The 25,432-nt window shown below is 44.9% G+C and carries 23 protein-coding genes and 1 tRNA gene; 19 read left to right on the top strand and 5 right to left on the bottom strand.

Features of this window, described 5'->3' with window-relative positions; genetic code table 11:
• Nucleotides 1-24: 24 nt before the first annotated feature.
• The 4 genes from OCU49_RS20720 to flgA form a co-directional block, all read right to left on the bottom strand.
• Nucleotides 25-100 (bottom strand) — tRNA-Arg (locus OCU49_RS20720).
• A gap of 60 nt (nt 101-160) precedes the next feature.
• Nucleotides 161-655 carry a flagellar protein FlgN gene (locus OCU49_RS20715; RefSeq protein ID WP_261842447.1) on the bottom strand — a complete coding sequence of 165 codons (495 nt, stop codon included), beginning with the start codon at nt 653-655 and terminating at the stop codon, nt 161-163.
• 12 nt (nt 656-667) lie between these two features.
• Complete coding sequence (flgM, locus tag OCU49_RS20710; protein WP_261842446.1) at nt 668-976, bottom strand: flagellar biosynthesis anti-sigma factor FlgM; 309 nt, start codon at nt 974-976, stop codon at nt 668-670.
• Between the two features lie 128 nt (nt 977-1,104).
• On the bottom strand, nt 1,105-1,803 hold the full coding sequence (gene flgA / locus OCU49_RS20705) for a flagellar basal body P-ring formation chaperone FlgA (protein ID WP_261842445.1): 699 nt from the start codon (nt 1,801-1,803) through the stop codon (nt 1,105-1,107).
• A 69-nt stretch (nt 1,804-1,872) separates the two neighbouring features.
• Between flgA and OCU49_RS20700 the strand changes: the two genes are divergently transcribed.
• The 13 genes from OCU49_RS20700 (at nt 1,873) to flgL (ending at nt 16,673) form a co-directional block, all read left to right on the top strand.
• Nucleotides 1,873-2,820: a chemotaxis protein gene (locus tag OCU49_RS20700; protein ID WP_261842444.1), complete on the top strand. Its 948-nt coding sequence runs from the start codon at nt 1,873-1,875 to the stop codon at nt 2,818-2,820.
• Nucleotides 2,820-3,677: a CheR family methyltransferase gene (locus OCU49_RS20695; protein WP_336605392.1), complete on the top strand. Its 858-nt coding sequence runs from the start codon at nt 2,820-2,822 to the stop codon at nt 3,675-3,677. Before OCU49_RS20700 ends, OCU49_RS20695 begins: the two co-directional genes overlap by 1 nt.
• A gap of 291 nt (nt 3,678-3,968) precedes the next feature.
• Nucleotides 3,969-4,376 (top strand): flagellar basal body rod protein FlgB, encoded by a 408-nt coding sequence (gene flgB, locus OCU49_RS20690; protein ID WP_261842443.1) that lies wholly within the window; start codon nt 3,969-3,971, stop codon nt 4,374-4,376.
• Between the two features lie 2 nt (nt 4,377-4,378).
• Nucleotides 4,379-4,813 carry a flagellar basal body rod protein FlgC gene (flgC, locus tag OCU49_RS20685; protein ID WP_261842442.1) on the top strand — a complete coding sequence of 145 codons (435 nt, stop codon included), beginning with the start codon at nt 4,379-4,381 and terminating at the stop codon, nt 4,811-4,813.
• 38 nt (nt 4,814-4,851) lie between these two features.
• Nucleotides 4,852-5,529 carry a flagellar hook capping FlgD N-terminal domain-containing protein gene (locus tag OCU49_RS20680; protein ID WP_261842441.1) on the top strand — a complete coding sequence of 226 codons (678 nt, stop codon included), beginning with the start codon at nt 4,852-4,854 and terminating at the stop codon, nt 5,527-5,529.
• A gap of 14 nt (nt 5,530-5,543) precedes the next feature.
• On the top strand, nt 5,544-7,874 hold the full coding sequence (locus tag OCU49_RS20675; protein WP_261842440.1) for a flagellar hook-basal body complex protein: 2,331 nt from the start codon (nt 5,544-5,546) through the stop codon (nt 7,872-7,874).
• Between the two features lie 145 nt (nt 7,875-8,019).
• The gene (gene flgF / locus OCU49_RS20670) at nt 8,020-8,763 is read left to right on the top strand and encodes a flagellar basal-body rod protein FlgF (protein WP_261842439.1); all 744 of its coding nucleotides are present in this window, start codon (nt 8,020-8,022) and stop codon (nt 8,761-8,763) included.
• Nucleotides 8,764-8,856: 93 nt separating this feature from the next.
• Entirely contained in the window at nt 8,857-9,645 is a 789-nt protein-coding gene (gene flgG / locus OCU49_RS20665) for a flagellar basal-body rod protein FlgG (RefSeq protein ID WP_261842438.1), read from the top strand.
• A gap of 19 nt (nt 9,646-9,664) precedes the next feature.
• The gene (gene flgH, locus OCU49_RS20660) at nt 9,665-10,339 is read left to right on the top strand and encodes a flagellar basal body L-ring protein FlgH (protein ID WP_261842437.1); all 675 of its coding nucleotides are present in this window, start codon (nt 9,665-9,667) and stop codon (nt 10,337-10,339) included.
• 14 nt (nt 10,340-10,353) lie between these two features.
• A complete protein-coding gene (locus OCU49_RS20655; RefSeq protein WP_261842436.1) occupies nt 10,354-11,445 on the top strand; it encodes a flagellar basal body P-ring protein FlgI in 1,092 nt (363 codons plus the stop codon).
• A gap of 1 nt (nt 11,446) precedes the next feature.
• The gene (gene flgJ, locus OCU49_RS20650) at nt 11,447-12,508 is read left to right on the top strand and encodes a flagellar assembly peptidoglycan hydrolase FlgJ (protein WP_261842435.1); all 1,062 of its coding nucleotides are present in this window, start codon (nt 11,447-11,449) and stop codon (nt 12,506-12,508) included.
• Nucleotides 12,509-12,584: 76 nt separating this feature from the next.
• Nucleotides 12,585-15,320, top strand: a complete 2,736-nt coding sequence (flgK, locus tag OCU49_RS20645) for a flagellar hook-associated protein FlgK (RefSeq protein WP_261842434.1) — start codon at nt 12,585-12,587, stop codon at nt 15,318-15,320.
• Between the two features lie 54 nt (nt 15,321-15,374).
• A complete protein-coding gene (flgL, locus tag OCU49_RS20640; RefSeq protein ID WP_261842433.1) occupies nt 15,375-16,673 on the top strand; it encodes a flagellar hook-associated protein FlgL in 1,299 nt (432 codons plus the stop codon).
• 81 nt (nt 16,674-16,754) lie between these two features.
• Here the strand turns inward: flgL and OCU49_RS20635 are convergent, their stop codons facing one another.
• Entirely contained in the window at nt 16,755-17,069 is a 315-nt protein-coding gene (locus tag OCU49_RS20635; protein ID WP_261842432.1) for a flagellar protein FliT, read from the bottom strand.
• Between the two features lie 298 nt (nt 17,070-17,367).
• Between OCU49_RS20635 and OCU49_RS20630 the strand changes: the two genes are divergently transcribed.
• The 6 genes from OCU49_RS20630 to OCU49_RS20605 all read left to right on the top strand — a co-directional run bounded on the left by OCU49_RS20630 (nt 17,368) and on the right by OCU49_RS20605 (nt 25,385).
• Nucleotides 17,368-19,641: a flagellin N-terminal helical domain-containing protein gene (locus OCU49_RS20630; protein WP_261842431.1), complete on the top strand. Its 2,274-nt coding sequence runs from the start codon at nt 17,368-17,370 to the stop codon at nt 19,639-19,641.
• A gap of 72 nt (nt 19,642-19,713) precedes the next feature.
• The gene (locus tag OCU49_RS20625; RefSeq protein WP_261842430.1) at nt 19,714-20,094 is read left to right on the top strand and encodes a flagellar protein FlaG; all 381 of its coding nucleotides are present in this window, start codon (nt 19,714-19,716) and stop codon (nt 20,092-20,094) included.
• A gap of 99 nt (nt 20,095-20,193) precedes the next feature.
• Complete coding sequence (gene fliD / locus OCU49_RS20620; RefSeq protein WP_261842429.1) at nt 20,194-22,218, top strand: flagellar filament capping protein FliD; 2,025 nt, start codon at nt 20,194-20,196, stop codon at nt 22,216-22,218.
• Nucleotides 22,219-22,248: 30 nt separating this feature from the next.
• Nucleotides 22,249-22,635, top strand: coding sequence for a flagellar export chaperone FliS (gene fliS, locus OCU49_RS20615; protein WP_261842428.1), 387 nt, complete (start codon nt 22,249-22,251; stop codon nt 22,633-22,635).
• Nucleotides 22,636-22,842: 207 nt separating this feature from the next.
• Nucleotides 22,843-24,264 carry a sigma-54 dependent transcriptional regulator gene (locus tag OCU49_RS20610; RefSeq protein ID WP_261842427.1) on the top strand — a complete coding sequence of 474 codons (1,422 nt, stop codon included), beginning with the start codon at nt 22,843-22,845 and terminating at the stop codon, nt 24,262-24,264.
• A 2-nt stretch (nt 24,265-24,266) separates the two neighbouring features.
• A complete protein-coding gene (locus OCU49_RS20605) occupies nt 24,267-25,385 on the top strand; it encodes a sensor histidine kinase (RefSeq protein ID WP_261842426.1) in 1,119 nt (372 codons plus the stop codon).
• The last annotated feature ends 47 nt before the right edge of the window (nt 25,386-25,432 follow it).

Below are 25,432 nucleotides of genomic sequence, written 5' to 3'. Positions count from 1 at the left end.
CTGTTGGAAGCGTAGGTGGGATAGTGGCCTCCCCGAGAGGACTCGAACCCCTATCTAAGCCTTAGGAGGGCCCTATTCTATCCGGTTGAACTACGGGGAGGCAGGTCGCTGATTCTACTGATGTTTCTGTGAGGAGTCACGGGGTAAGGACGGAAAAATTTTAAGCTTTTCCTAAGCGCTGCTGTGCAGAGTAATTGCCTTTGCCGCCGATATTGTCGTAGAGCATGTTCTTTTGGTTCTGTCCGCGAATGATGCTCATCAGTCGATCAAGGTTGCGGCTGTTACGATTAACAACGGTCTCGTTTCTCTGGTTTTTATCATTTACTTCTAAGAGTAGTTCTTCCAAAGGTTTCCAGTGTTTTAGAAACACGGCTTGTTGTGCGGAAGGGAGTGAGCTCTTAAATGTATCGAGACCTTGTTTGTTCGCGGTGATTTGCAGCTGTGCAAAAAGCTCATTTCGAGATTTACTGTTTGCTTCAAGCTCGCGAAGAGTATCTGTTTTTTCTTGAACAGTGCTTTGGATTTTCTCAACGTCTCGTTCAGATAACGCCGCGAATTCCTGGTCAAGGAGGCCGCTTAATTTACTGATAACAACAATACCCTGCTGATTCAGGGTATTGAGTTCATTAAATTGTGCAGGCGTTACTGTTTGCATAAACGTATATTACTAACCAAGTTGACTTTCTATCTGGAAAATACCTTTAGCAGTGCTTAGTGCATCAACCTGATAGCTGCCATCTTCGATAGCGGCTTTTAGTTCAGCAACACGATCAGAATTAATACCGTCATCAGCTGAGCTGTTGTCGATAGTCTTCTGAATAGCCTGAGCGGTATCACTGATATTAACGCTGCTGGCAGGCTTGCTGGCCGTAGCAGTGTTTTCAGTTGTTTTATTTCCCGTTGCAGGTTGTTCGCTCACCTTGCCACGAGATTGGGTCGCCTGATTGGACGATAAACCCGTGATATCAATAACCATTTTCTGAACCTCATTCTTCTATGAGTGAGTGTATCGGCGTGACACGGATAATCTTTAGAAAAAAAACTTAAATAAATGTCAGAGATTTAGAACAAGTATATCAGTGAAGTTTCGCAGGTGCGAATGGGCTAGGGAGAAACTGATACTACGCCAACCCGGGTAACATATGCGCGGATGATACGGCCTGAACGTGAGTTTTTAACGTTGATTTGTTTTCCCTGTTCTCCGTTATCCATCGCGATGCCGTTCATACGTATAACCATACCGCCTTTTTTAGCCTCTATGACAACAAGATCTCCTTTCCTGACCATTAAGTGCTTACTCAAAGATGAGGCAGATATGAGTTGTTTAATTCCAAGCGTTCGCTTCAATTGTCTGCCTAGCAGTTCGGTTCGGTCCGTATAGTAGGGTTTGTTAACGCGTCGAATGTCTGTTTCCATTAGAACCAGGTCCTTATCCCCCAAAATGGTGCCCTTGCTAATGGGTCTGGTTGTACGAACAACAGGAAGCCATTGTTCGATAGTACCTGTGAGAAAAACACGCCATGTTGGCTGGCTGCACTGAACGGCGATACTTACCCTGCTGGCCCGTGTTGGTGCGTGTTTGAAGCTGATTGGCTGCTTGCAACGAGGCAGTTTAAGTTGTGGGCTTAAAGCTTTGAGGCGAACTGTTGTGCGCGCTAATGGTTGTTCAATAGTGTAGATAGAATGCAGGTAATCTTCGGCTTGTTGTTTGATTTTGGCGTGGTATGGGGTTGCTTGGGCCTTTACTGCCAGAGTGAAGATCGCTATAAAAGTACATATTAATGTGATGGTTGAGTTATTCACTGGATAATTTAAACCATTACTTACCATTTGAGTAAACTAAGCAGCCCCACTCAGTACGTAGGAACAATCATGTCAGTAAATAAGATTAGTGTAAACCAGCGACAGCGGGTGAGTGATGTTGGCCATAACCGCCTGGAATTATTGCTATTTGGCCTTAATACTGATCAGGAATATGGTATCAACGTATTTAAGGTGCGGGAAGTTCTTCCGTGCCCGGATTTGACGGGAATTCCTAAACAAACAACGTCCTTAAAAGGCATGGCTCATATCCGTGGTGAGACTATTCCTGTTATAGATTTGTCCGAGGCTATAGGGGAAGAGCCTGTTAGTCCGGATGAGCGCCGCAGCTGCTTTCTTGTTGTTACTGAATATAGTCGCCGTACTTTATCGTTTCTTGTGCGACGGGTTGACCGGATTTTGGCAACGCATTGGGATAACGTTACTCCACCTCCAGTTGAATTGGTTGGTCAGAATTATCTGACTGCTGTACTTGAACATGATGGTAACCTGATCGAAATTCTGGATGTTGAACAGATCTTGGCGGATTTGATTCCTACCAATACTGCTGTGAGTGAAGATATAGCTACTGAGGAAGTTAAAAATCACGCGAAGGAATATCACGTGATGGTCGTGGACGATTCAAATATTGCATTGAAGCAGGTGCAACAGGTATTTGAAGGCATGAGCATTAAAGTTACGACAGCTAAGAACGGTAAAGCAGCATTAACATTATTAGAGCAGTTGGTTGATAAGGGTGTTGATGTGCCTTCGTTATTCCTGATGATAGTGTCGGATATCGAAATGCCTGAAATGGATGGTTATACCCTGGTTAACCGTATCCGTGAAAATGAAGGCTTGCGTAAGTTACATGTTGTGTTGCACAGTTCTTTAAGTGGTCGGTTTAATCTGTCCATGATTAAAAAGGTGGGAGCTGATGCATTTATTGGCAAGTTCGATGCTGATGAATTGGCAACTGCAGTTGTAGATCGTATGAAGGCGGTTGAGTCCGGCCTTTAATAGGTGGTGGAGTAAAGGTTCTGGATACTTCTAAGTTAAAGATTACGGATCAGGAATTTACCCAGTTTTGTGATTATCTGGAAAATGCCTGCGGTATTCTGCTAGCCAGGCATAAGCTGTATCTTGTTGAAAGCCGCTTAGGGCGCCTGATGAAGGAGCGTGGTATCGCCACTCTCGCTACCTTGGTCGAGCAGTTGAAACGGCCGGGTAGCCGGGCTTTAAACGAGCAGGTTATTAATGCCATGACGACGAATGAGACGTTATGGTTCCGTGATATACATCCTTATGCAATATTGAATAATCAGGTGTTGCCTGAGTTGGCTGCTGGTGGCAGGCAGCGCTTGCGTATCTGGTCAGCGGCGTGTTCTACCGGTCAGGAGCCTTATTCAATAAGCATGTCGATTGAAGAGTTTAAACAGTCCGGGAAAGGCAGTTTTAGTGGTGAAGAAATAGTTGCTACTGATATTTGCACACGGGTGCTTCAGCAAGCTAAAACAGGTGATTACGAGCGGTTGGCTTTAGGTAGAGGTTTGTCTCAGGAGCGGTTGAATCGATTTTTCGCACCTAAAGGGGATGATATCTGGACAATTAAGCCTGAGCTTAAGCGGAGAATTAACTTCCGTGAGCTGAATCTTTTAGGTTCATATAGCACCATAGGTCAGCTTGATATTATCTTTTGCCGTAATGTACTTATTTATTTCTCTACAGAGTTAAAGTTAGAAATCTTAAGAAAGATGCATAAGTCTTTAAAGAAAGGTGGCTATTTGTTTTTAGGCGCTTCTGAGTCTTTATCGGGACTGAGTGATTGCTATGAAATGATTCATTGTCGACCAGGAATTATTTACAAAGCCATTTAACAGATTTTCATTTGTTACTTTAAACCCTGAATAACTAGGTTATTCGGGGTTTTTTTGTGTCTTGATTATGAGGAATGCCTGCATTTGTGGGAAAGCAGGGGCATTAGGAGGAGGGAATTGCCGCTTGCTTGCCGCTCAACTGTCAGGGGTTGCCGCCTTTCTGGATATAAGGCGATTTAATTGCCGCTTTGTACTTCTGGGTTAATATTAACTTATTGTTTTTGTTGCGTTTTGTATAGTTGGCATTTGAATTGCTTTTAAGTGGTCAGTTAATAAAAAAGGAGTGTCGGCGTGGCAATAAGTTTTGAATCAGCACTGGGAATACATGAGCAAGCAGTCTACGTACGTAGTCAGCGTGCAGAAGTGTTGGCAAACAATATTGCAAATGCAGATACCCCGAATTTCAAAGCGCGCGATATGGACTTCAAAGCTATTCTGCAGGGTAAAGAGTCGCAAATGCAGATGGGACAGCTGGAGTTGGCAAAAACCAAGAGCGGGCATAGCGAAGGCCTGGTTAATCCGGATTTTGCCGCTGAGATGATGTATCGCATTCCGAGCCAGCCAAGTATTGATGGTAATACTGTCGATGTTCAGACTGAGATGGCGCGCTATACAGAAAATGCTTTGGATTATCAGGCTTCATTTCAATTTCTTGATAAAAAATTCAAGGGATTAAAAAGCGCGATTAAGGGTGAATAATTATGTCATTGTCTAATATTTTTGATATCGCCGGTTCGGCAATGAGTGCTCAGACAGTTCGTCTGAATACGACTGCCAGTAACATGGCCAATGCGGACAGTGTAAGCAGTAGTTATGGTGAAACTTATCGTGCTCGAAAGGCTGTTTTTGAGCTTGGAAGACAAAATGAAATGCAGCCGGGTGTACCGCTAGGTACGCAGGCTGGTCAGGGGGTTGAAGTTGCGGGAATTGTTGAGAGTGATGCGCCGTTGCGTCAGGAATACAACCCGAATCACCCAATGGCAAACGAAGATGGATATGTTTTTTATCCTAACGTAAACGTTGTAGAAGAGATGGCAGATATGATTTCTGCTTCTCGTTCATTTCAGATCAATGCTGAAATTATGAATACTGCGAAGCAAATGACGCAGCGGGCGCTGACCTTGGGTCAGGGTTGATAGTGTCGGGCTACGTGAGAGTTCAGAGGTAATTAGTTATGGCTACTATTAATACGAATCAAACGACATCTAGTGTCTACGATCAGATTAATGCGCAGAATAAATCGCAGTCGACTCAGACGTCTCAGACATCCAGTGACAGTGATATGTTCATGCAGCTGATGATCGCACAGTTGCAAAATCAGGACCCTACCAGTCCGGCAGAAACCAACGATTTCATGCAACAAATATCCAGCATGAGTCAGGTTGAGAGCATTAATAATCTGAATGTAACGATGAATAACCTGTCGAATTCGCTGCTGTCTAGTCAGTCAGCGCTTCAGGCATCATCTATGGTTGGGCAAAACGTTTATGCCAAAACAGATGTAGCAACCATTACTGCGGATAATAAAGATGTGAAAGGCATTATTGAATTGCCGATCTCAACAACGAATCTACGTGTTTCAATTTATGACAGTAACGGTGCGAAAATTGAAACGCTGGATTTGGGCGCTAAGAATGCCGGTGATCTTAATTTTGCCTGGAATGCCGGTGATGCTGCTTCCGGGGATTACCGTGTAGTGGCTGAGGCAGCAACCGCAGATGGCTATAAAGTTGCTAACAGTTATCTGTCGTATAACGTCAACAGTGTGACCCTTGGGCAAAACGGTGTTGGCATGAAATTGAATACTGACGCCGGATCTATTGCGTTTAGTGACATCAAGCAGATTGGTTAAGGCGGGAGAGTAACATGGCGGGTTTTAATACTGCGATTACAGGTTTAAAAGCAGCAACAACCGATCTGGATGTGACAGGTAATAACATTGCTAACTCCAGCACCATCGGTTTCAAATCATCCCGGACTGAGTTTGGTGATATTTATGCAACGGCTGTTGTTGGTGCGGGTTCAAGTAATGTTGCCGGTTCAGGTGTAATTGTTACGGATATCGCCCAGGACTTTCAGGCGGGCACCATTGAATTCACAAATAACAATCTGGATTTGGCAATTAACGGATCTGGATTCTTCCAGTTAGATGATGGCCAGGGAGGTGTGAGTTATACCCGAGCGGGTGCATTTGAGCTGGATAAAGATGGATTTGTTGTTTCAAAGTCAGGTAAGAAGCTTCAGGGTTACGGGTTGGATAGTGATGGTAACCGCTTGCCGATTGGTGATCTGGCAGTGACTCAGAAAGAGAGTCCGCCAAAGGCGACAGAAGATATTAATTTATCTTTTAACGTTGATGATCGTTTAGATGCAGGTGTTTTGACGCAGCCTTATAACAGAGATAATCCAGCGACCTTTTCTTACAGTACTACAGTGCGTACGTTTGACAGTCTTGGTAACGAGCATACGATTAAGTTCAATATGGTTGAGCAACCACCTATTCGAGAAGTGCAAACGCTTAACTTTTCTGGAGCAACGCCTCCCAATGTAGCGGGTGGTACAGTTGTCATTAGTGGTCAGACAATTGATAAGGATGTGTTACGAAGCGGTATTGGGCTAGATCCTGATGGTACGCTGGTAGATGGTGATTATCGTTTTCCTGGTCAGGTTCAGGCAATGACAATTACTGGCTCTGGTGCAGGTGTAACGGGTGTGGATATTGCGCTTGGTACTTACACGGTTAACTTAACGGGTATCACCACTACCGGTACGAATGCGGACTTAGGTGATCAGTTAGAAACATCAGCGCAAACGATTATTGATGATTACAATGCGAACTTGCCAGCAGGTCAGCCACGTTTAATCAATATAATTAATGATCCTGCTAACTCAGCTGTTGTGTATTTTCAGTTCGATGATTCCGAGTCTGCGCCTGCTACCAGTATTTCAGGTGCGACGGGCGGTGTTGTTACTGAAACAACCGCAATGAACGACTTTGGCAGTGAAGTTCAGTCGTTGCTAAATGCTGATACTCGTGTGCGTTCTGTGCAAGTTGCTGCAGATGGCGAGTCTTTAGATATTCGTTTTAAAGCTTCTGCTTCAGATGTTGATGATATTCAGTTGCGTGATGGTGCGGGTAACCTGATAACGGATGTTGCTATAACATCGGCTAACTTGGCAGCAAGCGAATCTCATACGTATGCATTTAACAGTGCTGCTTTTGCAAGTGGGACTTTGGATGCGTCACCTTCGATAACAATCGGTGGTATTTCTATTCAGTTAGATACTGCGGATACTCAGGAAACAATTGCTTCAAAAATTGCTGCAAATCAGGCGGCAATCTTAGATGCTAATCCTGATGTTGCATCCGTTGCGTTCAATGCTTCTAACCAGTTGGTGGTTACTTATAAGCCAGAGTCCGGTGATGTGCCGAACGATATATTGGCAGTGGACTTTGGTGATGGTTCTACCACGACTCCGGGTACTCAGCCAGTAATGGCTATATCAACCATTGATTCAGGTGATAACTCCTATGAAGGGGTTTACCGGATGTATGCTTACCTTAACGGGACAGAAACTCTTGATATAGGTAAAGCGCCAGATCCAGGTGAGCCGGGCGGTACTTCAGAGACCGGGCCTATATTGGTGACATTTAACTCAACCAATGGTTTGCTTAGTTCGGTTAACGGTGTGAATGTACCGATCGGTGGTACTGCGCCAAGTATTTCAATTACGGGTGCTGACCCGGCTGATCCGACTACGGTTATTGACCTGGATATTACAAATACGACTCAGTTTGCCTCTGCGTCTATTGTAAAAGCAGCGACACAGGATGGTTATACCAAAGGGGATTTGATTGGTGTGACATTCGCTGAAACCGGTGAAATGGTCGCCAGTTTCTCAAATGGACAGACGCAAAATCTGGGCGTAGTTGCATTTGCTACCTTTGAAAATCAGTCAGGCTTGCAGCCTTCAGGTGATACGGAGTGGATTGCAACCCTGACTTCAGGCGATGCAATTTTGAACCCACCGGGTACCGGGTTGAATGGTAATTTACGTTCGGCGGCTTTAGAGCAATCGAATGTGGATCTTTCCAGTGAATTGGTGCGGCTGATTGAAGCGCAGCGAAACTTCCAGGCAAACTCCAAGACCTTAGAGACGCTGAATACCGTTACTCAGGCAATACTTCAGATCTAAATACTCTGTTTATTTTCCTTATACCCGGCCGGTTCTTAACCTGCTGGGTATTTCTGCTTATGTTGGCACACTAATTGCTTTTTTATATGTATTGTAAAAAGCGGCAATCTGTCACCGCTAGTGTTGATGCATAGAGAGGTAAGTAATGGATAAGGTGCTGTATCTGGCCATGAGTGGGGCGACCGAGAATATGCGCTCCCAGCATGCGCACTCAAACAATCTTGCCAACGTAAATACTACCGGCTTTAAAACTGATTTGGCTCAGGCAAGAGCTATGCCTGTATATGGCGATGGCTTGCCATCCAGGGTTTATGCCATGAGCGAGCGCCCTGCGACTGACATTAGTTCCGGAGTACTTACGCCTACAGGGCGGGATCTGGATGTGGCTATCGAGGGTGATGGTTGGTTTTCAGTGATTGGTGCGGATGGTCAGGAAGCTTATACCCGCTCGGGTGAGTTTACGGTTAATGCGCAAAATCAGTTGGTAACCGCTGGAGGAGCCCCTGTGATGGGGAATGGCGGTATTCCTATCACGTTACCTGCTTTTGAAAAACTGGATATCGGTGGTGATGGAACCATTACAGTTCAGCCATTAGGTGAAGGGCCGGAAGCGCTGGCGATTGTTGATCGGATAAAAGTGGTTAATCCTGAGCCCGGAACTTTATTTAAAGGCTTGGATTCTTTTATGCATACCGGCAATGCTGTGCCTTTGCCGCCGGCAAATGATGTCAAAGTTGTATCCGGTTTTCTCGAAACCAGTAACGTTAATTCTGTCGGTGAGCTTACGTCGATAATTTCTTTGTCACGGCAGTACGAGATGCAGGTGAAGATGATGAAGACGGCAGAAGAAAACTCCACTGCAGCGGCACGTATATTGCAAATGCAGTAATAGTATTCAATAAGTGATTGTTCGTTAACTATCGAGCATTACTGACTAAGAATAAAAAAGTAGCGGTTTGTACGCTACTCAGAGAGGTAAAAAATGAACAGTGCGTTATTTGTAGCGAAAACAGGTTTGTCTGCTCAGGATACAGCATTGCGGGTTATTTCGAACAACTTGGCAAACGTGAGTACTGTTGGTTTCAAGCGCGACAGAGCCGTGTTTGAGGATTTGATGTATCAGACACAGCGTCAGCCAGGTGCCGAATCTGCAGAAGGTTCTCAGTTGCCATCCGGCTTACAGCTGGGAACAGGTGTACGGATTGTTGGTACTCAAAAACTGTTTCAGGAAGGTTCGATTGAGAATACCGGAGATGCATTTGATGTTGCGATCAATGGCAGAAGAGGTTTTTTTCCGGTCACTTTGCCAACGGGCGACACCGGTTATACACGTCATGGTCAGTGGCAAATTAATTCTGATAATGAACTGGTAACAGCGGAAGGTTTTGTGTTGCAACCCGGCATAACGTTGCCTGCTGAAGTTCAGACTTTGACTATAGGTCAGGATGGACAGGTAACAGTCGTTACAGCAGGTAATACCGCGGCACAAAATATTGGCCAGATACAGTTGGCGGACTTTGTTAATCCGGCGGGGCTGGAAGCCATTGGTCAAAATATGTTTTTGGAGACCAATGCAAGTGGCGCACCTATTTTAAATAATCCGGGCGAAGGCGGTACCGGTGCGTTGTTGCAAGGTTCTCTTGAAGGTTCAAACGTCAATGCTGTTGAGGAACTGGTAAACCTTATTACGACACAGCGTGCTTATGAAGTGAACTCTAAAGTGATTTCGACTGCAGATGAAATGCTGTCGTTTGTAACGCAGCAACTGTAAGCCAGTTTGGGTGAATATCATGAATAAAATGTTGATTATCTTAGTTTCTGCTTTGGTGCTGTCCGGGTGTGTGAGTACGCCACCTAAACCGGATAATCCGCATTTTGCACCTATTCGTCCACAGGCTTTACAGACGCCTAAATCGGTTAATGGTTCTATTTTTAGCAGTGCGACAAATATTAATTTGTATGGTGACGGCCGGGCACATCGCGTGGGTGACATCATTACTGTTGTCTTGCAGGAAAGTACTTCGTCTCAGAAAAACAGTAAGACGGAAATTGATAAAAGTAATACGCAGACATTGGCGCAACCTACGTTGTTTGGCCAGGACCTGTCTATTGGTGGTAACCCTATATCGGCAAACTTTGGTGCCTCGACCACAGACTTTGATGGAGAGGGCAAAGTAAATATGAGTAACAGCCTGACGGGTAATATCTCCGTAACCATTCATGAAGTACTGGCCAACGGTGTACTGGTAGTGAAAGGTGAAAAGTGGCTGACCCTGAATCAGGGTGACGAGTATATCCGTGTTAGCGGCATTATTCGTCCTCAGGATATCAGTGCTAATAACACGGTTAACTCGACACAAATTGCTGATGCGCGTATTTCTTACAGTGGCACCGGAGCAGTGCATGACTCCAATACTATGGGGTGGTTATCGCAGTTCTTTATTGGTCAGTTGTGGCCGTTTTAATCAGGAGAAGGCAGATGCTTAGATCAATGATAGTAGTGGCTGTTTCGCTTCTGTTAAGTACAGGCGCAATTGCTGAACGGCTTAAAGATATATCAACAGTTGCGGGTGTGCGTAGCAACCAGTTGGTTGGATATGGTTTGGTTGTTGGCCTGGATGGTACAGGTGATAAAACGACGTTCACCTCAGCGACCTTTAGAAACATGTTGAATAATTTTGGCGTGGCAATTCCGCCTAATATTGATCCGGCATCAAAAAATATTGCAGCGGTGGCGATCCATACTGACTTGCCTCCGTTTGCTAAGCCGGGTCAGGTTATTGATGTGACGGTCTCTACTCTTGGTGATGCTAAGAGTTTGCGTGGCGGTAGCTTGATTATGTCTCCGCTTAAAGGTGCTGATGGTCAGGTTTATGCTTTAGCTCAGGGAAACTTGGTCGTCTCGGGCTTTGGTGTGCAAGGGGCTGATGGTTCACGGTTGTCTTTAAATGTGCCAAGCGTGGGGCGTATTCCAGGTGGTGCAACAGTAGAGCGTACAGTGCCTAACGCGTTTGCGCAGGGTGATAGTTTGGTGCTTAACCTGAATCATCCGGATTTTACGACCGCACGTCGTGTGTCTGAAACGGTTAACAGTCTGTTAGGGCCTGAGATGGCTAAAGCGATTGATGCGACATCTATCCGGGTTCGGGCTCCACGTGATCCGTCCCAGCGGGTATCTTTCCTGTCTGTATTAGAGAACCTCGACGTTCAGCCAGCGCAGGAAGTAGCTAAGGTCATTATTAATTCACGTACCGGTACCATCATTATTGGTCAGAATGTGCGGGTTTCGCCTGTTGCTATTACGCATGGTGGTATGACTGTTGCCATCAATGAAAACATCGACGTAAATCAGCCAGATCCTCTGTCGCAAGGTGAAACTATTGTCACGCCAAGGACGGGTATTGAAGTAGATGAAGGCAGCGGGCACATGTTTGAGTTTGCACCTGGTGCATCTCTTCAGGATATTGTCGAATCTGTGAATCAGGTAGGCGCAGCCCCTGGTGATTTGATGGCTATATTAGAAGCGCTACGCCAGGCCGGAGCGTTAAAAGCTGAGTTAGTGGTGATTTAAGATGAAGACTAACGCTAGTCAGAATGCACAGCTTTATACCGAGTTTGGTGAAATGAATAAGCTGCGTCAGCAAGCGAAGGAGAAAGATCCGGAAGCTTTGAAGGCGGTTGCCGAGCAGTTTGAACAGCTATTCATGAACATGATGATGAAGAGTATGCGTCAGGCTAATGATGCATTCAGCTCGGATAATCCTTTGAATTCCTCAAAGGTGAAGTTCTATCAGGACATGGCGGATACTCAGCTGACAAAGAACTTGTCGGAATCTGGTGGTATCGGCTTGGCAGATATTATTGTTAAACAGCTAAGCTCCGGTTATGGCATCGAAGTTGATCCTGGTGCAGATAAATCAAGCGAGAAACCTGAGCTTAGTGAGTCTGAGCAGATGCTAAGCAGAGCCTTCGACAGTACTGCAAGCGCGGCAGCTTCTGCAATTTTAGGACAGGCTCAACAACAGTCTGTTCGGAAGGCCGACAGTGCAGTGCCAAACGTAAGTGAGTCTGCTAAAGCAACATCTGTTGCTGCTGGCGAGTCTCTTCCGGGTAAGTTCGACTCACCCGAAGCCTTTGTCGAGTCCTTATTACCTATCGCTGAAAAGATTGCTGATGAGTTAGGTGTAGATCCTAAGGTGCTGTTGGCTCAGGCTGCGCTTGAGACTGGCTGGGGAAAACACGTAATTCAGCAAGGGAACGGAAACAGCAGCTATAACCTTTTCAATATTAAAGCCGACTCTCGCTGGAGTGGTGAGCAAGCTCAGGTTAGTACTCTTGAGTACCGTGACGGCGTTGCACAGCGTGAGCAAGCTTCATTCAGATCTTATAATTCTTATGAGGAAAGCTTTAACGACTATGTGGCTTTTCTTAAAGGCAGCCCCCGATATCAGGATGCTTTGCAGCAAGCAGCTAATCCTTTTACGTATGTTGAAGAGTTACAGAAGGCTGGATATGCCACTGATCCCGAGTACTCAAATAAAATCAGCCGGATTTTTAGTGGTGAATTGATTAGCCGGGCAGATAGCAGTACCAGTTTGGTAAATAACACCGGCACAAATAGCAAAGAAAGTTAATTATCGGCCGATAGCATAAAGTACGTCAGCCGAAAGGCCAGAGTAACGGCACTATATTCCTGGCGAGGAGTTTGAAATGAATTTATTAAACATTGGTAAGCAAGGCTTAATTGCTAACCAGAATGCGTTGGCTACAACCGGACAGAACATCAGTAATGTTAATACTGATGGTTATACCCGCCAGCGTGTTAATTTTGATAGCTTACCGGCTTACGGTGGCGTTGAAGTTACCAGTGTTGAACGCCTCGCCGATGATTTATTGACCAAGCAATTGTGGAGCGACTTATCCAGTTATAACCAGTCATCTACATTCTCTTCTCTGACGGCGCAGTTAGATGATTTGCTGGCTCAGCAAACCACCAGTGTGTCTGATGCAATGGACAAGTACTTCAGTTCATTACAAAACGTAGTAGATGATCCGGTTTCAAACCCGAATCGTGAGTTGTTTATTGCTGAGACTGAGGCGCTGGTGCAGCGGTTCAATAACCTGGACGCAAATCTGCGAATTCAGGAAGCAAACGTAAATACTCTGATTGATGATTACACCAGCCAGGTAAGTACGCTTGGATCAAATATTGCTGATCTGAATGATAAAATTAATCTTGCTGTCGCAGCCAATAAACCGAGTAACGAACTCGAAGATCAGCGCGATCAGTTAGTCAATGAGTTGTCTGACTTAGTGTCTATCAATGTGTTGGAAGAAGGTAATAAAAGTTACAGTGTCTTTCTGGCCAATGGCCAGCCGCTGGTGGTTGGACCATCATCTAACCAGATGATCAGCACTCCCAGTGACTCCATCCCTAATGAACGTTCTGTAAAGCTTGTTATTGCTGGTAATACCACTGAAGTAACTGATCAGCTGAGTGGCGGAAAACTGGGCGGTGTATTGCGCTATCGTGATGAGTCGTTAAATGATGCCCGGGATGAATTAGGCCGTATTGCAATCGCATTATCTGAAACTATGAACCAGCAACACCGTTCAGGTATCGATGTAAATAATAATTATGGTGGTGACATCTTCAGTGATGTTAATTCATCTGCTGCTCAGGCAAGCCGCCTGCAATCGCATGTTGCTAACCGATCTGATTTATCATCTTCAGCCGTGTCGATTGAAAACGTAGATTTACTGCAGGCGTCTGGTTACGAGTTAACGTATGGCGGAGAAAATCAAATCACGCTGACCCGGGAAGAAGATGGCAAGGTGTTTGATATTGACCGGCTAACGCCTTCTACTGCCGATCGTACTGTAGAGGCTAATTCCGTTGGCACAGTTGCTGCTTTAACCAGTGGTACAACAGCTGTAACGGCACCCACGGAAAATTTAACAGTAACATTGAACGGTGTGGCGACTGCTTTTGCCGGCGTTGATTCAGCCAAAGGTGTGGCTGATGCTTTGAATGGAACAGCGGGCGTTTCAGGTGTGAGTGCAACCTCTGCTGTCGGCATTACTGACATTACAGAAGCGGGTGCTAACGGCGCTCAGTATACTGTAGAGGTGTTGGATAATACCGGTACGGCCAGAACAATGACGATTACTTTACCGACTGGTGGTACTGCAGCTGTTAACAGTAAAGCAGCGTTAGATGTTGCGCTGGCTGGCCTGGAAACGGCCGGGCATGATATGTCCAATATCAGCATTGCTATGGATGGGACTGACGTCAAAATTACTGATTCTACAGGCGGTAACATAGCTGTTGAATTTACAGATAATACCGATGCAGATGTCATGACGGTAAAGCAGTACACCAATGACACAACACAAGGGGCGGGTGCTGCTTTAACTGCTAATACCCCTGCACAAGTTAAAGCAATTGCTTCAGGTTATCTGGATGATTCTACGGCAACCATAGACGGTACAGTTACCTCATTGAGTATTGCTTCCAGCGGTACGGGGCTTATCGGCGGTGCAAGTGTCAATATGATTGATGCTACTAATAATGTTGCGTCCACTGTTGGCAATGTGGCACAAGGTGTTGCTGATGTGAGTGAAGGTGAGTATTACCTTGATCCGAATAAGGGTACCTTATCTTTTGCTGTTGACGGCATAAAAGTCACGCTGAAGGTTGATGGTACTTTTGTTGATGGCGATCGTTATTCCATTAACGCTGTGCGCACAGGTGCTGAAGACCTTAAAAAAGTTATTCAGGATGGTAATCAGTTGGCTCTGGCTTCACCTGTGAGGGTTTCTCCTGCCGACAGTAACCAGGGGACGGGTGTGGCAACGGTCGATATTACCGATACAAGCGCGACATCTTTTGCTGTAGACGGCCAGTTACAACCGCCCGTTGAAATTGTCTTTGATAATGCAGACCCCATTCGTTACACCGTGTATGACATCAGTGAGCCAACCAATCCTGTGCCTTTGGATACAGGTAATGGACCGCTGGTTAATCAGGCGTTTACACCTGGGCAGGTTGTTAGCCTTAATGGCTATGATATTACTATTGCGAATCAGCCTTCATCAGGAGACCGCTTTAGTTTTGAGTTTAATAAAGACGGTATATCAGACAACCGTAATGCATTAAAAATATCTAACCTGCAGAACACTAAAGTTGTCGGTGGGTCAGACTATCAGGATTTGTATGGCAGTTTGATTGAAAAAGTTGGTACAACGACAGCGACATCAAAAATAGCAACCGATGCCAGTAAAGCTGTCATGGACACAACCGCTAATACAAAAGCCAGCGTCAGCGGTGTAAACCTTGATGAAGAAGCTGCGCGCTTAGTTCAGTTCCAGCAGGCTTATCAGGCAACTGCCCAGCTAATTCGTGTATCACAATCTATTTTTGACAGTCTGTTACAAGCTGTATAAACGTCATTAAAGCGGATATTACTTTCGGCTGTTTAAGTAAAAGGTAATCAGGTCATGAGAATTTCAACACAACAGCAATTTTTGCGTTCAATTGATGACATGCAACGTTCGCAATCGCGAATAGCAGATCTTCAGGATCAGATCTCTACCGGTAAACGATTACGTAATCCATCTGATGACCCGGTTGGTGCCGCGCAGGTGGTTAAGCTGGAACGCGAGCTTTCTCAGTACAATAAGTATGATGACAATATCAATGTAACTCAGCGTCGTTTAGAGCAGGAAGATTCGATTCTTGACTCAATTAATATAGCGACTGACCGTATGCGGGAACTGACGATTAAGGCTGGTAGTGACACTATCAATGATGCTGACAGAAGTACCATCGCTCAGGAGCTGGATCAGCTGGTGACCTATGTCGCAGGTCTGATGAATACGCAGGATGCTCAGGGTGAATACCTGTTTGCCGGTAACAAAGGTGGTGATGCGCCTTATGTGAAGCAGGGTGATGGCAGTTATGATTATGTGGGTGATGATGGCCAGAGGCTGATTCAGGTAGGATCTGATTTGTTTGTGCCTTCAAATGATTCAGGTGAGGCTTTATTTGAATCAATTGATGGCCCGTTACAGACAAAGCTGTCTGGCCAGGCTGTGTTTAATGCCGCACAACAAGTGCCACCTGTTGAGCCTTTCGTACGTACTACGGAATTTGCGACATTAGCGGCGGAAAATACGTTTAAGGAAGCAACGAAAGGGCTGGGTGAATTAACTATAAGGGTTACTGAACCGACTCCTGATAACTTTGAATATTCAGTGTTTGATAGCTCTGGTGCACCGGTTAAAGATGCTAGCGGTAATGATATTGCTAATATTGCGGTGGGTGACATTGCGGCTACGCCTGCGCAAATAAATATTCACGGTTTGAGTCTGGAGCTTCATGAACCTGCTGATATTGCCAGTGCGAATGAAATAAAGCTCTCAGCTACGCCTGAAAAAATGAATGTGATGGATGCAGCTACTGCTTTATCAAATGTGCTGTCTCAGCCGATTGAAAACGAGCAAATGCGAACGGAAAGAAACGAGGCTGTTGCCCGGGCGTTAGAGCAATTCAAAATGTCGGCAGATAAAACCACTGAATCACAAACAGTTGTAGGCTCACGTTTGAAAACCTTGGAAAACGTCAGTTCGTCTAATCTGGACTTCAAGTTATTTACACAAACGGCAATATCAAGCATAGAAGATGCGGATATGTCGAAAGTGATCAGTGAATTTACGCTTGAGCAAACAACGCTGCAGGCTGCTCAGGCTACCTTTGGTCGAGTGAGTTCTCTGTCCTTGTTTAACTATATTAATTAGGTTTAGCTTTATAAATTAGGCTTAACTCTATTAATTAAGCGTAACTCATACCTTCAGGCAGAATGTTTCATTCTGCCTTTTTCAATATTTAGGCTGGTTTTGATAAGCGCGTGCCATTTTATTGCGCTTATTTGATTGCAGCTTTTCCTTAATCAATTCTTGCCTGTTTGCTTCGATCAACACGAGTGACTTTTCGTCAATCTGGCTGATATGTCTGATCAGGTCTTCTGCTTGCAGAGAAGTGTCTTTATCCTGCGGAACATCCGTTAACTTAGTTTCTTCGCTTGCCAACTCTCTTTGCTGTTGTAATGTTTCTACTGCTTGCCAGTTTTGGGCTTCAGCAGCCTCCAGAATCTGTTCAGATAGCTGGAGAATTTTCCGTAGTGCGTCGATCATTTTATCACCTGAGTATTTATGTAATAAAAATTTGCAGATGTGATTAAAGTCTGTTCCTTAGTGACCGATATAGTACACCTGAAGCGAGCTTATAGGCAGCAATAATAAGGGTTTCACAGAGTATTAACATCGTGAAATAACTGCTGTAAAAATAAGTTAAAAAAAATTTCAAGTAATACGACCGACGGTCGATAACTTAAAACATACTGGAATCGTATTCATATTTTTACACGGATGAATGTGATTCAAACTGGACAAATAAACAACCAGTCAGACTTGGTTGAGAGGAGAAGGTCTCATGGCATTAGTAATTAATTCCAATATTCAGTCACTGAATGCACAGCGTAACTTGAACAGTGCGCAGATGGAGCAGAACGAAGCACGTGAACGTTTATCCAGCGGTAAGCGTATCAACTCAGCAGCAGATGATGCGGCTGGTCTTGCAATCTCTAACCGTATGACTTCTCAAATCAACGGTCTGAACCAGGCAGTTCGTAACGCAAATGACGGTGTGTCACTTATCCAAACTGCAGAAGGTGCACTGGACGAGTCTACTAACATCCTGCAGCGTATGCGTGAACTGTCTATCCAGTCTGCCAACGGCACGTACGATTCCGGTAACCGTGGCTCAATGAACGCGGAAGTACAGCAGCTGGTTGCAGAATTAGACCGTATTTCTGAAACAACTTCTTTTAACGGCCAGAACATTCTGGACGGTTCCCAGGGTAAAATTGCTCTGCAGGTAGGTTCTGAAGCTAACCAGACAATTTCTTTTGAAATCGGTAAGCTGGACTCTAAGAGCTTAGGTTTAGGTTCTACTTCTTCTGACACGGCTGGTACTCATCTTGCTCAGGCGTTAACTGCTACGACTATTGATGATGGCGATGTACTGATTAACGGTCAGAATATAGGCGCCTTTGACGGTTCAAGCAAAAACTTTGATGAGCTGATCAGTCAGATTAATACCAATGTAAACGGTGTTACTGCGAGTGGCTTTAACAATGTTGAAGCAACTGATGTTGGTAACGGTGTTACAACTTCAGCTGCGGCGTTAACTATCTCGATAGGTGAAACTAACGGCGGTACTTCATTGTATACGCTTGGTGCTACCAATAATCTGGAAGAGTTAGTTAGCGAGATTAATACTCAAACAGCGGGAGCAGTAACAGCGTCTATCGATGATAGTGGCAAGCTGAATTTGTCTAATAGTACAGGTGCTTCTATTACATTTGGTGGTGCTGGTGGTGCTGCTGGTATTACAACTGCTACAGGTTTATCTGCCGCAGAGCAAACATCACTTGGTCAAATTGGCCTTACGTCGGATGACGGTAATGATATTACTGTGGAGGCTGGGGTTAATGGTACATCAGGGGATCTGGCAAACCTGGGTTTCCAGGAAACCAGAGGTGACGACACTATTCGTGGTGGAGCATTGAACGCTACGGCATTAGCCTACGGTGAGCTGACTATTAATGGCTCTATTATTGATCATGAAAACACTGATTCACTGCAAGGCAAGGTCGATAACATCAATGCTGCTACTGGTGATACGAATGTAGTTGCAAGCTTAGTAGCAGAGTCTTCTGGCGAAGTTGATTTAGCTAAGACAAGTACCCAGCTTACAGGTACTGCAGATACAAGTCAGGCAATTGCTGGTACGGATGATATTATTATCAATGGTCGTACAATCGCTGCCGGCGGTACTGATATTGATGCAGTTATTACTGCAATCAATGCTGATGCTACAAATACTGGTGTAACAGCTTCTAAGAGTGATGATGGCACAGAGATATTCTTATACTCTGAAAGCAGTATTACCTTAGCTGACGGTACTAACGGTGCAGGTAATATTCAAACAGCTTTCGGTATAGCTAACGGTACTACAGCCGCAACAGCAATTGCCGATAATGATACGATTCGTCTGAATGACCAGGAAGTTGTATTAACTGATGCAGATGATCTGGATCAGATCGTGGCTGATATTAACGGTGCGCAGGCAACAACGGGTGTACATGCGTCTGTTAATGACCAGGGTGAGATTGTACTGGATTCAAATGCAGCGTTTAACGTTGCTGCCGGTGATGTGAATGGTGAAAAGGTACTTAATACCTTAGGTTTATCGGCTGGCGCGAATGCACCAGGTCTTGAGTTGAAATCGTTAAACGGTAATCCAATTAGCATTGAGTTGAGTGGTAGTGGCGCAGCAAATACTGGCTTAATTGAGCAGAACACTTCTTTTGGTGGTAATGGTTCAGGTTCATCTATCAGCAGTGTTGATATCTCAACAGCAGCAGGCGCTCAGAAAGCAATTGGTGTTATTGATAATGCGTTGACAACTATCAACGAAACCCGGGGTGAGCTGGGTGCGGTAAATAACCGTCTGGACTTTACAGTAAGTAACCTGTCTAACGTATCTGAAAATGCTGCAGCAGCACGTTCTCAGATCCTTGATGCCGACTTTGCAGCAGAATCTGCTAACCTGAGTCGTGCGCAGGTACTGCAACAGGCTGGCTCTGCAATGTTGGCTCAGGCTAACGCTGCACCACAGCAGGTACTGTCTTTACTACAGTAATAGGTAACGCTTTACGTTAACCGATAAAACCCCTCGTGCCATCGGGGGGTTTTTGTTTTTGGAGGTGAGATTATGTCAGTGGAATCAATCAATGCTGCTAATGTTGCAAGTGCAACCGGGCAGCCACTGCAGCAAACACAACAAGCCCAAACACAGCAACCGGTAACTGATTCTGTTGTTCAGCAGCCAGCTCAAACTGCAAATAACGAGGCACCACAGCAAAAGCTAACTAATGAAGAAGCTGCTGCTTTGGCTGATCGTTTGAATGAGTTTATGGACAGTAAACAACGTAATTTAGCGTTTTCTGTTGATGAAGAAAGTAACGATACCATCATAAAGGTATTGGACAGCGAAACTCAGGAAGTCATTCGACAGTATCCTTCTGAAGAGGCTGTTGAGCTAGCGAAACATCTGGAAGCAGCAATGGGGCTGATCTTTAACGATAAAGCCTGATATCAACCTATATGATGGCTCCGTTAAAGCAGTATTCATGTAGAATATCTGGGCATTCTGTAACAACTAAGCTAAGCGTCTGAACGAGAGGGATTTACTATGGCTACTAATATTGTTTCTGCACTGGGAGCCGGCTCAGGAATCGATACGGCTAGTCTGGTAAATAGCTTAGTTGATGCTCAGAAAGCGCCACAGCAATCCCGCCTGGACAGTAAAAAGACCACTCTCGATGCGCAGGTTTCAGCTTACGGTACTCTGAAAAGCAGTTTGTCTGAGTTTCAGAACTTAATGACGCCGTTGTCTAATCCTGACACTTTTAAAGCACGTTCTGTGTCGTTGCCTACAACTGATATTGTTACAGCGAATACTCTGGATGCGAATGCTCAGCTGGGTACGTATCAGCTGGAAGTGCTGGAAGTCGCGCAGGGGCAGTCCTTAGTTGCGAATCAGACGTTTGCTGATAAAGATGCAGCAGCAGGTGTGAGCGGTACGCTAACGATTGCGCAGGGGGAGTGGACTTATGCCTCCGGTAATCCTTCAAGCTTTGCAGAAAACGAAGCCTTAACTGCGCTTGAAATAGAAGTGACCGCGACAGACTCTATTCAGGAAATTGCCAATAAAATTAATGCAGACAGTTCAGATGTAGAAGCTTCTGTGCTGCTGGTTGATGGCTCTTATCAGTTATTAATATCTGCGCCTTCAGGTGAGGAAAATGCATTACGTATTTCTGGCAGTGATGCCAGCCTGGATTTTCTGAATTTTAATGAATCAAATCACGGCAACGTAACTGAAACTCAGCAGGCTAAAGACGCTTCCATTAATATCAATGGTTTGAATGTAAAGCGTCCAAGTAATGATATTGATGATGTTATTCAGGGACTTTCTTTAACACTTAATAAGGCAAGCCCGGGCGATAAGCTGAGTTTCTCTATTACAGAAGATAAAGAAACTGCTAAAACAGCTGTTAATAATTTTATTGAGGGCTACAACACGCTTTATAAGACCCTCAAGGGGTTGACCAGTACGACAACAGATAGTGAAACTAACCAGACCAAGCGGGGCGAGTTAGCTAACGACGGTACTGCTAAGAACTTGTTGTCACGTATGCGCAGTATGATTTCTTCATCTGTGCCTGGTGTGGATAGTTTTAATTCCCTGAGTAATGTAGGTATTTTAACCAAGCTGGACGGAACGCTTGAGATAGATACTGATGATTTTGATGCTGCTTTTAAAGATAACTTTGCAGATGTCGCTGCAATATTTTCGACGACTACAAGTTCGACAAATAGTGCAGTGTCGGTAGAAGTGGGTAGTTTTGGATCCCGGGCGACAGCGGGCACTTATCAGGCAAATATTACAACTGCCCCGAGTAAAGGTTTTGTAACAGGTGCGGGTTTAACGTCGACTTTCCCAGTTGATACGAGTACGGGTGATTATACATTTACGGTTAATGTAAACGGTACTGAGTCTGCGGCATTAACATTGACGGGTACTTATAATTCGCAAGAAGAGTTACGTGCCGGGCTACAGTCGTTAATTAATAATGAAACTACATTGAAAGAAGCTGGTCAGGCTATTGATGTAGTGATCGATGGCGGTGAATTTAAGCTTCAATCTCGACAGTATGGCGCAAATACAAAAGTGGAGTTCACTGCTTCCGGTACCGATTTTACGAATGCAACCGGGCTCTCAACTGCTTCGGTAAGGCTGAATGGTACTGATGTTTCCGGTACGATTGCTGGTGAAGCTGCGTTTGGTGCAGGTGATGTATTATTGCCAAAAATTGATACTGCTCCTTACGGTTTGAATTTACAGGTTCAGGAAGGCGCTTCAGGAAGTTTTAGTTTTACGTTTTCTCGCGGGTTTGCCGGTGAAATGTCCTTGCTGATAGATGGTTTTCTGTCTAATACAGGTGTTATCAAGAACCGTGAAGACAGTATTAATAATCAGCTTGAAGATATAAAGACTGACCAGACTGAGCTGGATCGTAAAATGGCCATTATGCATGAGCGGTTAACTAGTCAGTATGTGGCGATGGAAAATATCCTGGCCAGTTTCAGAACAACGTCAGATTCATTGACAGGATTGGTGGATCGATTACCATTTACCGCTAAGTCTAGCTAAGTGTTTAGCTGATATTATTGGAGTAAAAAAATGAGTGTTAATTTAAATGCCCTTCGTCAGTATCAGAGTGTAGGCTTGGCCTCTGCAGTGCATGCGGCTTCTCCACAACAGCTTATTACTATGCTATTTGACGGTGTATTAGGTTCGCTGGCTAAGGCGAAAGGGGCTATTGAGCGTAATGATATTCAGGGGCGCTCAACTCAGCTGAATAAGGCCACTGATATTGTACTGGCGCTTAAAGATTACCTGGACCATGAGAAAGGTGGTGAGATCGCAGCAAACCTGGATGCTCTGTATGACTACATGGTTCGTTCGATTTCTGAAGCAAATCGTGAAGTAAATTCTGAAAAAGTGCAGGAAGTTATGGATCTGCTGTTGACGATCAAGTCGGGCTGGGCACAAATGGAAGTTTCTTAGTTCTAGCCAGAGCTTAGTTATTTAAGGAAGCCGGTATCAGTTTTGATACCGGCTTTTTTTTGTCTTGTTGAAGCCGGGTTTTGTGGTAAATACATCTAGCGTCAAAAAAATAACAGATTAGTACTTGTGTAGACTGCTTGTATGTCATAAATTTGACGTTGGTAATGAGTAGGTCTTTGTTTTGTTCAGCAACAGTGTGAATAGCTTATGCAGCTTCTTTATGTAGATGATGATTCAGCTCTTCGGGAGAGTCTTTCTAATGGGCTTAATTTTGCCGGTATTCAGTGTAATAGTCTGGACTATGTCAGTTGGCTTCAGGCTTCAAGTGGCACCAAAGATGATGTTGTAGCTGTATTACTGGGACGTTGCGATCATCCAATAGATATTAATCAATTACTTGAACAACGCTTGCCGAAAAAGCTGCCTTTGATTGCTGTTGGCAGCTGGGCTTATCGTGACACGATTAATGAAGATGTTTTGCAGCGGTTTGTTGGTGATATAGATGCAAACGCTGGTCTTGCTGAGATTATGCAGCAGCTGCATCTGGCGCAATTGTTTTCGCATTTAAGCTTACAGTCAGATGACGCTGCACAACTCATGGGAACCTTTTCTGATCTGGCGGGCAAGAGCTCTGCTATGAATGATATCCGTAGTCTGATGGCACAGGTGGCCAGCCGCGATGTAAGTGTCATGATTAGCGGTGAGTCGGGTACAGGAAAAGAGGTTGTCGCAAATTGTTTGCATAAGGTGTCTGACCGCGCTGGTGGTCCCTTTGTACCTATTAACTGTGGTGCAATTCCTGCTGAGTTATTGGAAAGTGAACTGTTTGGGCACGAAAAAGGTGCTTTTACGGGGGCGGTTTCCAGCCGGGCAGGGCGTTTTGAATTAGCGAATGGCGGCACTCTGTTTCTTGATGAAATTGGCGACATGCCGTTAACCATGCAAGTTAAGCTGCTAAGAGTTTTACAGGAAAAGTGCTTTGAGCGTATAGGTGGTACTAAAACCATCGATTGCGATGTAAGAATCATTGCCGCATCGCATAAAGATCTTGAAGCTATGATTGAGGCTGGTGAATTCAGGGAAGACCTCTATTACCGTTTAAATGTGTTTCCAATCACTATGCCGGCGTTACGAGACCGTTTAGAGGACTTGCCCGTGCTGTGTGAGTTGTTTATTCAGCGTGCAGAAGCACAGGGCTTTGGCCGGATTCGGATTCTTCCAGCGGTACTTGAGTCCTTGTGCCAGTATCCCTGGTCAGGAAATGTGCGCGAATTAGCTAACCTGATAGAGCGTCTGACAATTATGCATCCTGATAGTGTTATTGGCATTCAGGAGCTACCGGAGAAGTTTCGCTTTGTATCTGAAAGTGAAGCAGATCTGCTTATGCAACAGCGTTTTGAAGCTGATGCTTCTGAAAGAGTGTCTGCCGAAGAGAATGTCATCTCAGGGGCAGGGTTGCCTGAAGCTGGAATGGATATGAAAGCCTATCTGGAAGGTATTGAGCAAACATTGATTGAACAGGCGCTGGACAGTACCAATAATGTTGTTGCCCGTGCGGCAGACAAATTGCAGATTCGCAGAACAACCTTAGTTGAAAAAATGCGTAAGTATGGAATACAGCGTAAGTAGTTATGGCTGATCAGAATATATCTGCTGATGCAGAAAATACCCAGTTAAGGCAGCAAGTTGAAGTGCTGCAGAACCGTTTAGCAGAAAGTCAGGGGATGCAAGCACAGCAGCTGGCTGAAAATACCCGGCTTAGTGGTCGAATGGATAATCTTTTAAATTTGTTACCAGCAGGCGTTGTGGTAGTGGGTTCAAAAGGAAAGATCAGTGAGTTTAATGTAGCGGCAGAAGAGTTTCTTGGGACGCCGTTACTAGATGTACCCTGGATTGAAGTCATTCAGCGAAGCTTTGCACCGCGCAGTGACGATGGTCATGAAGTGTCCTTAAAAAGCGGACGAAGGGTCAGCTTATCCACCCGTTCACTTGAAAATGAAACCGGTCAGTTGATTATGCTGACGGATCAGACAGAAACCCGGTTACTGCAAGGACAGGTGGCGCACTATCAGCGTTTATCCGAAATGGGACGAATGATGGCGTCGCTGGCACATCAGATTCGTACGCCTTTATCGGCAGCATTACTGTATGCCAGTCATCTGATTAAGCCGGGTTTACCGGGCGACAAACAAATCAAGTTTGCCGGCAAAATTAAATCCCGTCTTGAAAACCTCGAACATCAGGTGCGGGATATGTTGGTATTTGCCCGGGGTGAGACACGCCTGGATGATCGTATAACACTGGTGGAGTTGTTTCGGGATATTGAAGATGCGTTAGATGTGCCGCTGGTAACCTGGGATGCAGACTGCGAATGCATAAATTCAGTACCGGATATTCAGCTGCAGTGTAATAAAGAAGCCTTGTTGGGTGCTTTAATGAATCTAGTAGAGAACAGTTTGCAGGCGACCGGCAAAGGTGCTGAGTTAAGTATCGAAGCGTCTGTACTTGATGAGCGGTTGTGCCTGATGGTAGCTGACAACGGACCTGGTATGGATCAGGAGCAATGTCAGAAAGTACTCGAACCTTTTTATTCAACCAAATCACATGGTACAGGGCTGGGGCTTGCAGTCGCTCAGGTAGTGGCTAAGGCGCATCACGGTGAATTTGTGTTGGTGTCTGAACCAGGAAAAGGGACCCGGGCTGCATTTTTGCTGCCTTACCCAAAAGATTCTGATATGAGCGGCGTATAAGTTGGCGGCTCTTCATACTTTATATAGATAATGTAACGGGAATATAC

The sequence above is a fragment of the Aliamphritea ceti genome, assembly GCF_024347215.1.
GTDB classification, from domain to species: Bacteria; Pseudomonadota; Gammaproteobacteria; order Pseudomonadales; family Balneatricaceae; genus Amphritea; species Amphritea ceti.
This window is presented reverse-complemented; position numbering and strand designations above follow the sequence as displayed.

Coding starts and splice junctions, on each gene's coding strand:
- OCU49_RS20625 (WP_261842430.1), top strand. CDS start 19,714: ATGTCAGTGGAATCAATCAATGCTGCTAATGTTGCAAGTGCAACCGGG.
- OCU49_RS20675 (WP_261842440.1), top strand. CDS start 5,544: ATGGCGGGTTTTAATACTGCGATTACAGGTTTAAAAGCAGCAACAACC.
- OCU49_RS20680 (WP_261842441.1), top strand. CDS start 4,852: ATGGCTACTATTAATACGAATCAAACGACATCTAGTGTCTACGATCAG.
- flgH (WP_261842437.1), top strand. CDS start 9,665: ATGAATAAAATGTTGATTATCTTAGTTTCTGCTTTGGTGCTGTCCGGG.
- flgF (WP_261842439.1), top strand. CDS start 8,020: ATGGATAAGGTGCTGTATCTGGCCATGAGTGGGGCGACCGAGAATATG.
- OCU49_RS20610 (WP_261842427.1), top strand. CDS start 22,843: ATGCAGCTTCTTTATGTAGATGATGATTCAGCTCTTCGGGAGAGTCTT.
- OCU49_RS20715 (WP_261842447.1), bottom strand. CDS start 655: ATGCAAACAGTAACGCCTGCACAATTTAATGAACTCAATACCCTGAAT.
- fliS (WP_261842428.1), top strand. CDS start 22,249: ATGAGTGTTAATTTAAATGCCCTTCGTCAGTATCAGAGTGTAGGCTTG.
- flgG (WP_261842438.1), top strand. CDS start 8,857: ATGAACAGTGCGTTATTTGTAGCGAAAACAGGTTTGTCTGCTCAGGAT.
- fliD (WP_261842429.1), top strand. CDS start 20,194: ATGGCTACTAATATTGTTTCTGCACTGGGAGCCGGCTCAGGAATCGAT.
- OCU49_RS20635 (WP_261842432.1), bottom strand. CDS start 17,069: ATGATCGACGCACTACGGAAAATTCTCCAGCTATCTGAACAGATTCTG.
- OCU49_RS20605 (WP_261842426.1), top strand. CDS start 24,267: ATGGCTGATCAGAATATATCTGCTGATGCAGAAAATACCCAGTTAAGG.
- OCU49_RS20700 (WP_261842444.1), top strand. CDS start 1,873: ATGTCAGTAAATAAGATTAGTGTAAACCAGCGACAGCGGGTGAGTGAT.
- OCU49_RS20630 (WP_261842431.1), top strand. CDS start 17,368: ATGGCATTAGTAATTAATTCCAATATTCAGTCACTGAATGCACAGCGT.
- flgM (WP_261842446.1), bottom strand. CDS start 976: ATGGTTATTGATATCACGGGTTTATCGTCCAATCAGGCGACCCAATCT.
- flgJ (WP_261842435.1), top strand. CDS start 11,447: ATGAAGACTAACGCTAGTCAGAATGCACAGCTTTATACCGAGTTTGGT.
- flgC (WP_261842442.1), top strand. CDS start 4,379: ATGTCATTGTCTAATATTTTTGATATCGCCGGTTCGGCAATGAGTGCT.
- flgL (WP_261842433.1), top strand. CDS start 15,375: ATGAGAATTTCAACACAACAGCAATTTTTGCGTTCAATTGATGACATG.
- flgK (WP_261842434.1), top strand. CDS start 12,585: ATGAATTTATTAAACATTGGTAAGCAAGGCTTAATTGCTAACCAGAAT.
- OCU49_RS20655 (WP_261842436.1), top strand. CDS start 10,354: ATGCTTAGATCAATGATAGTAGTGGCTGTTTCGCTTCTGTTAAGTACA.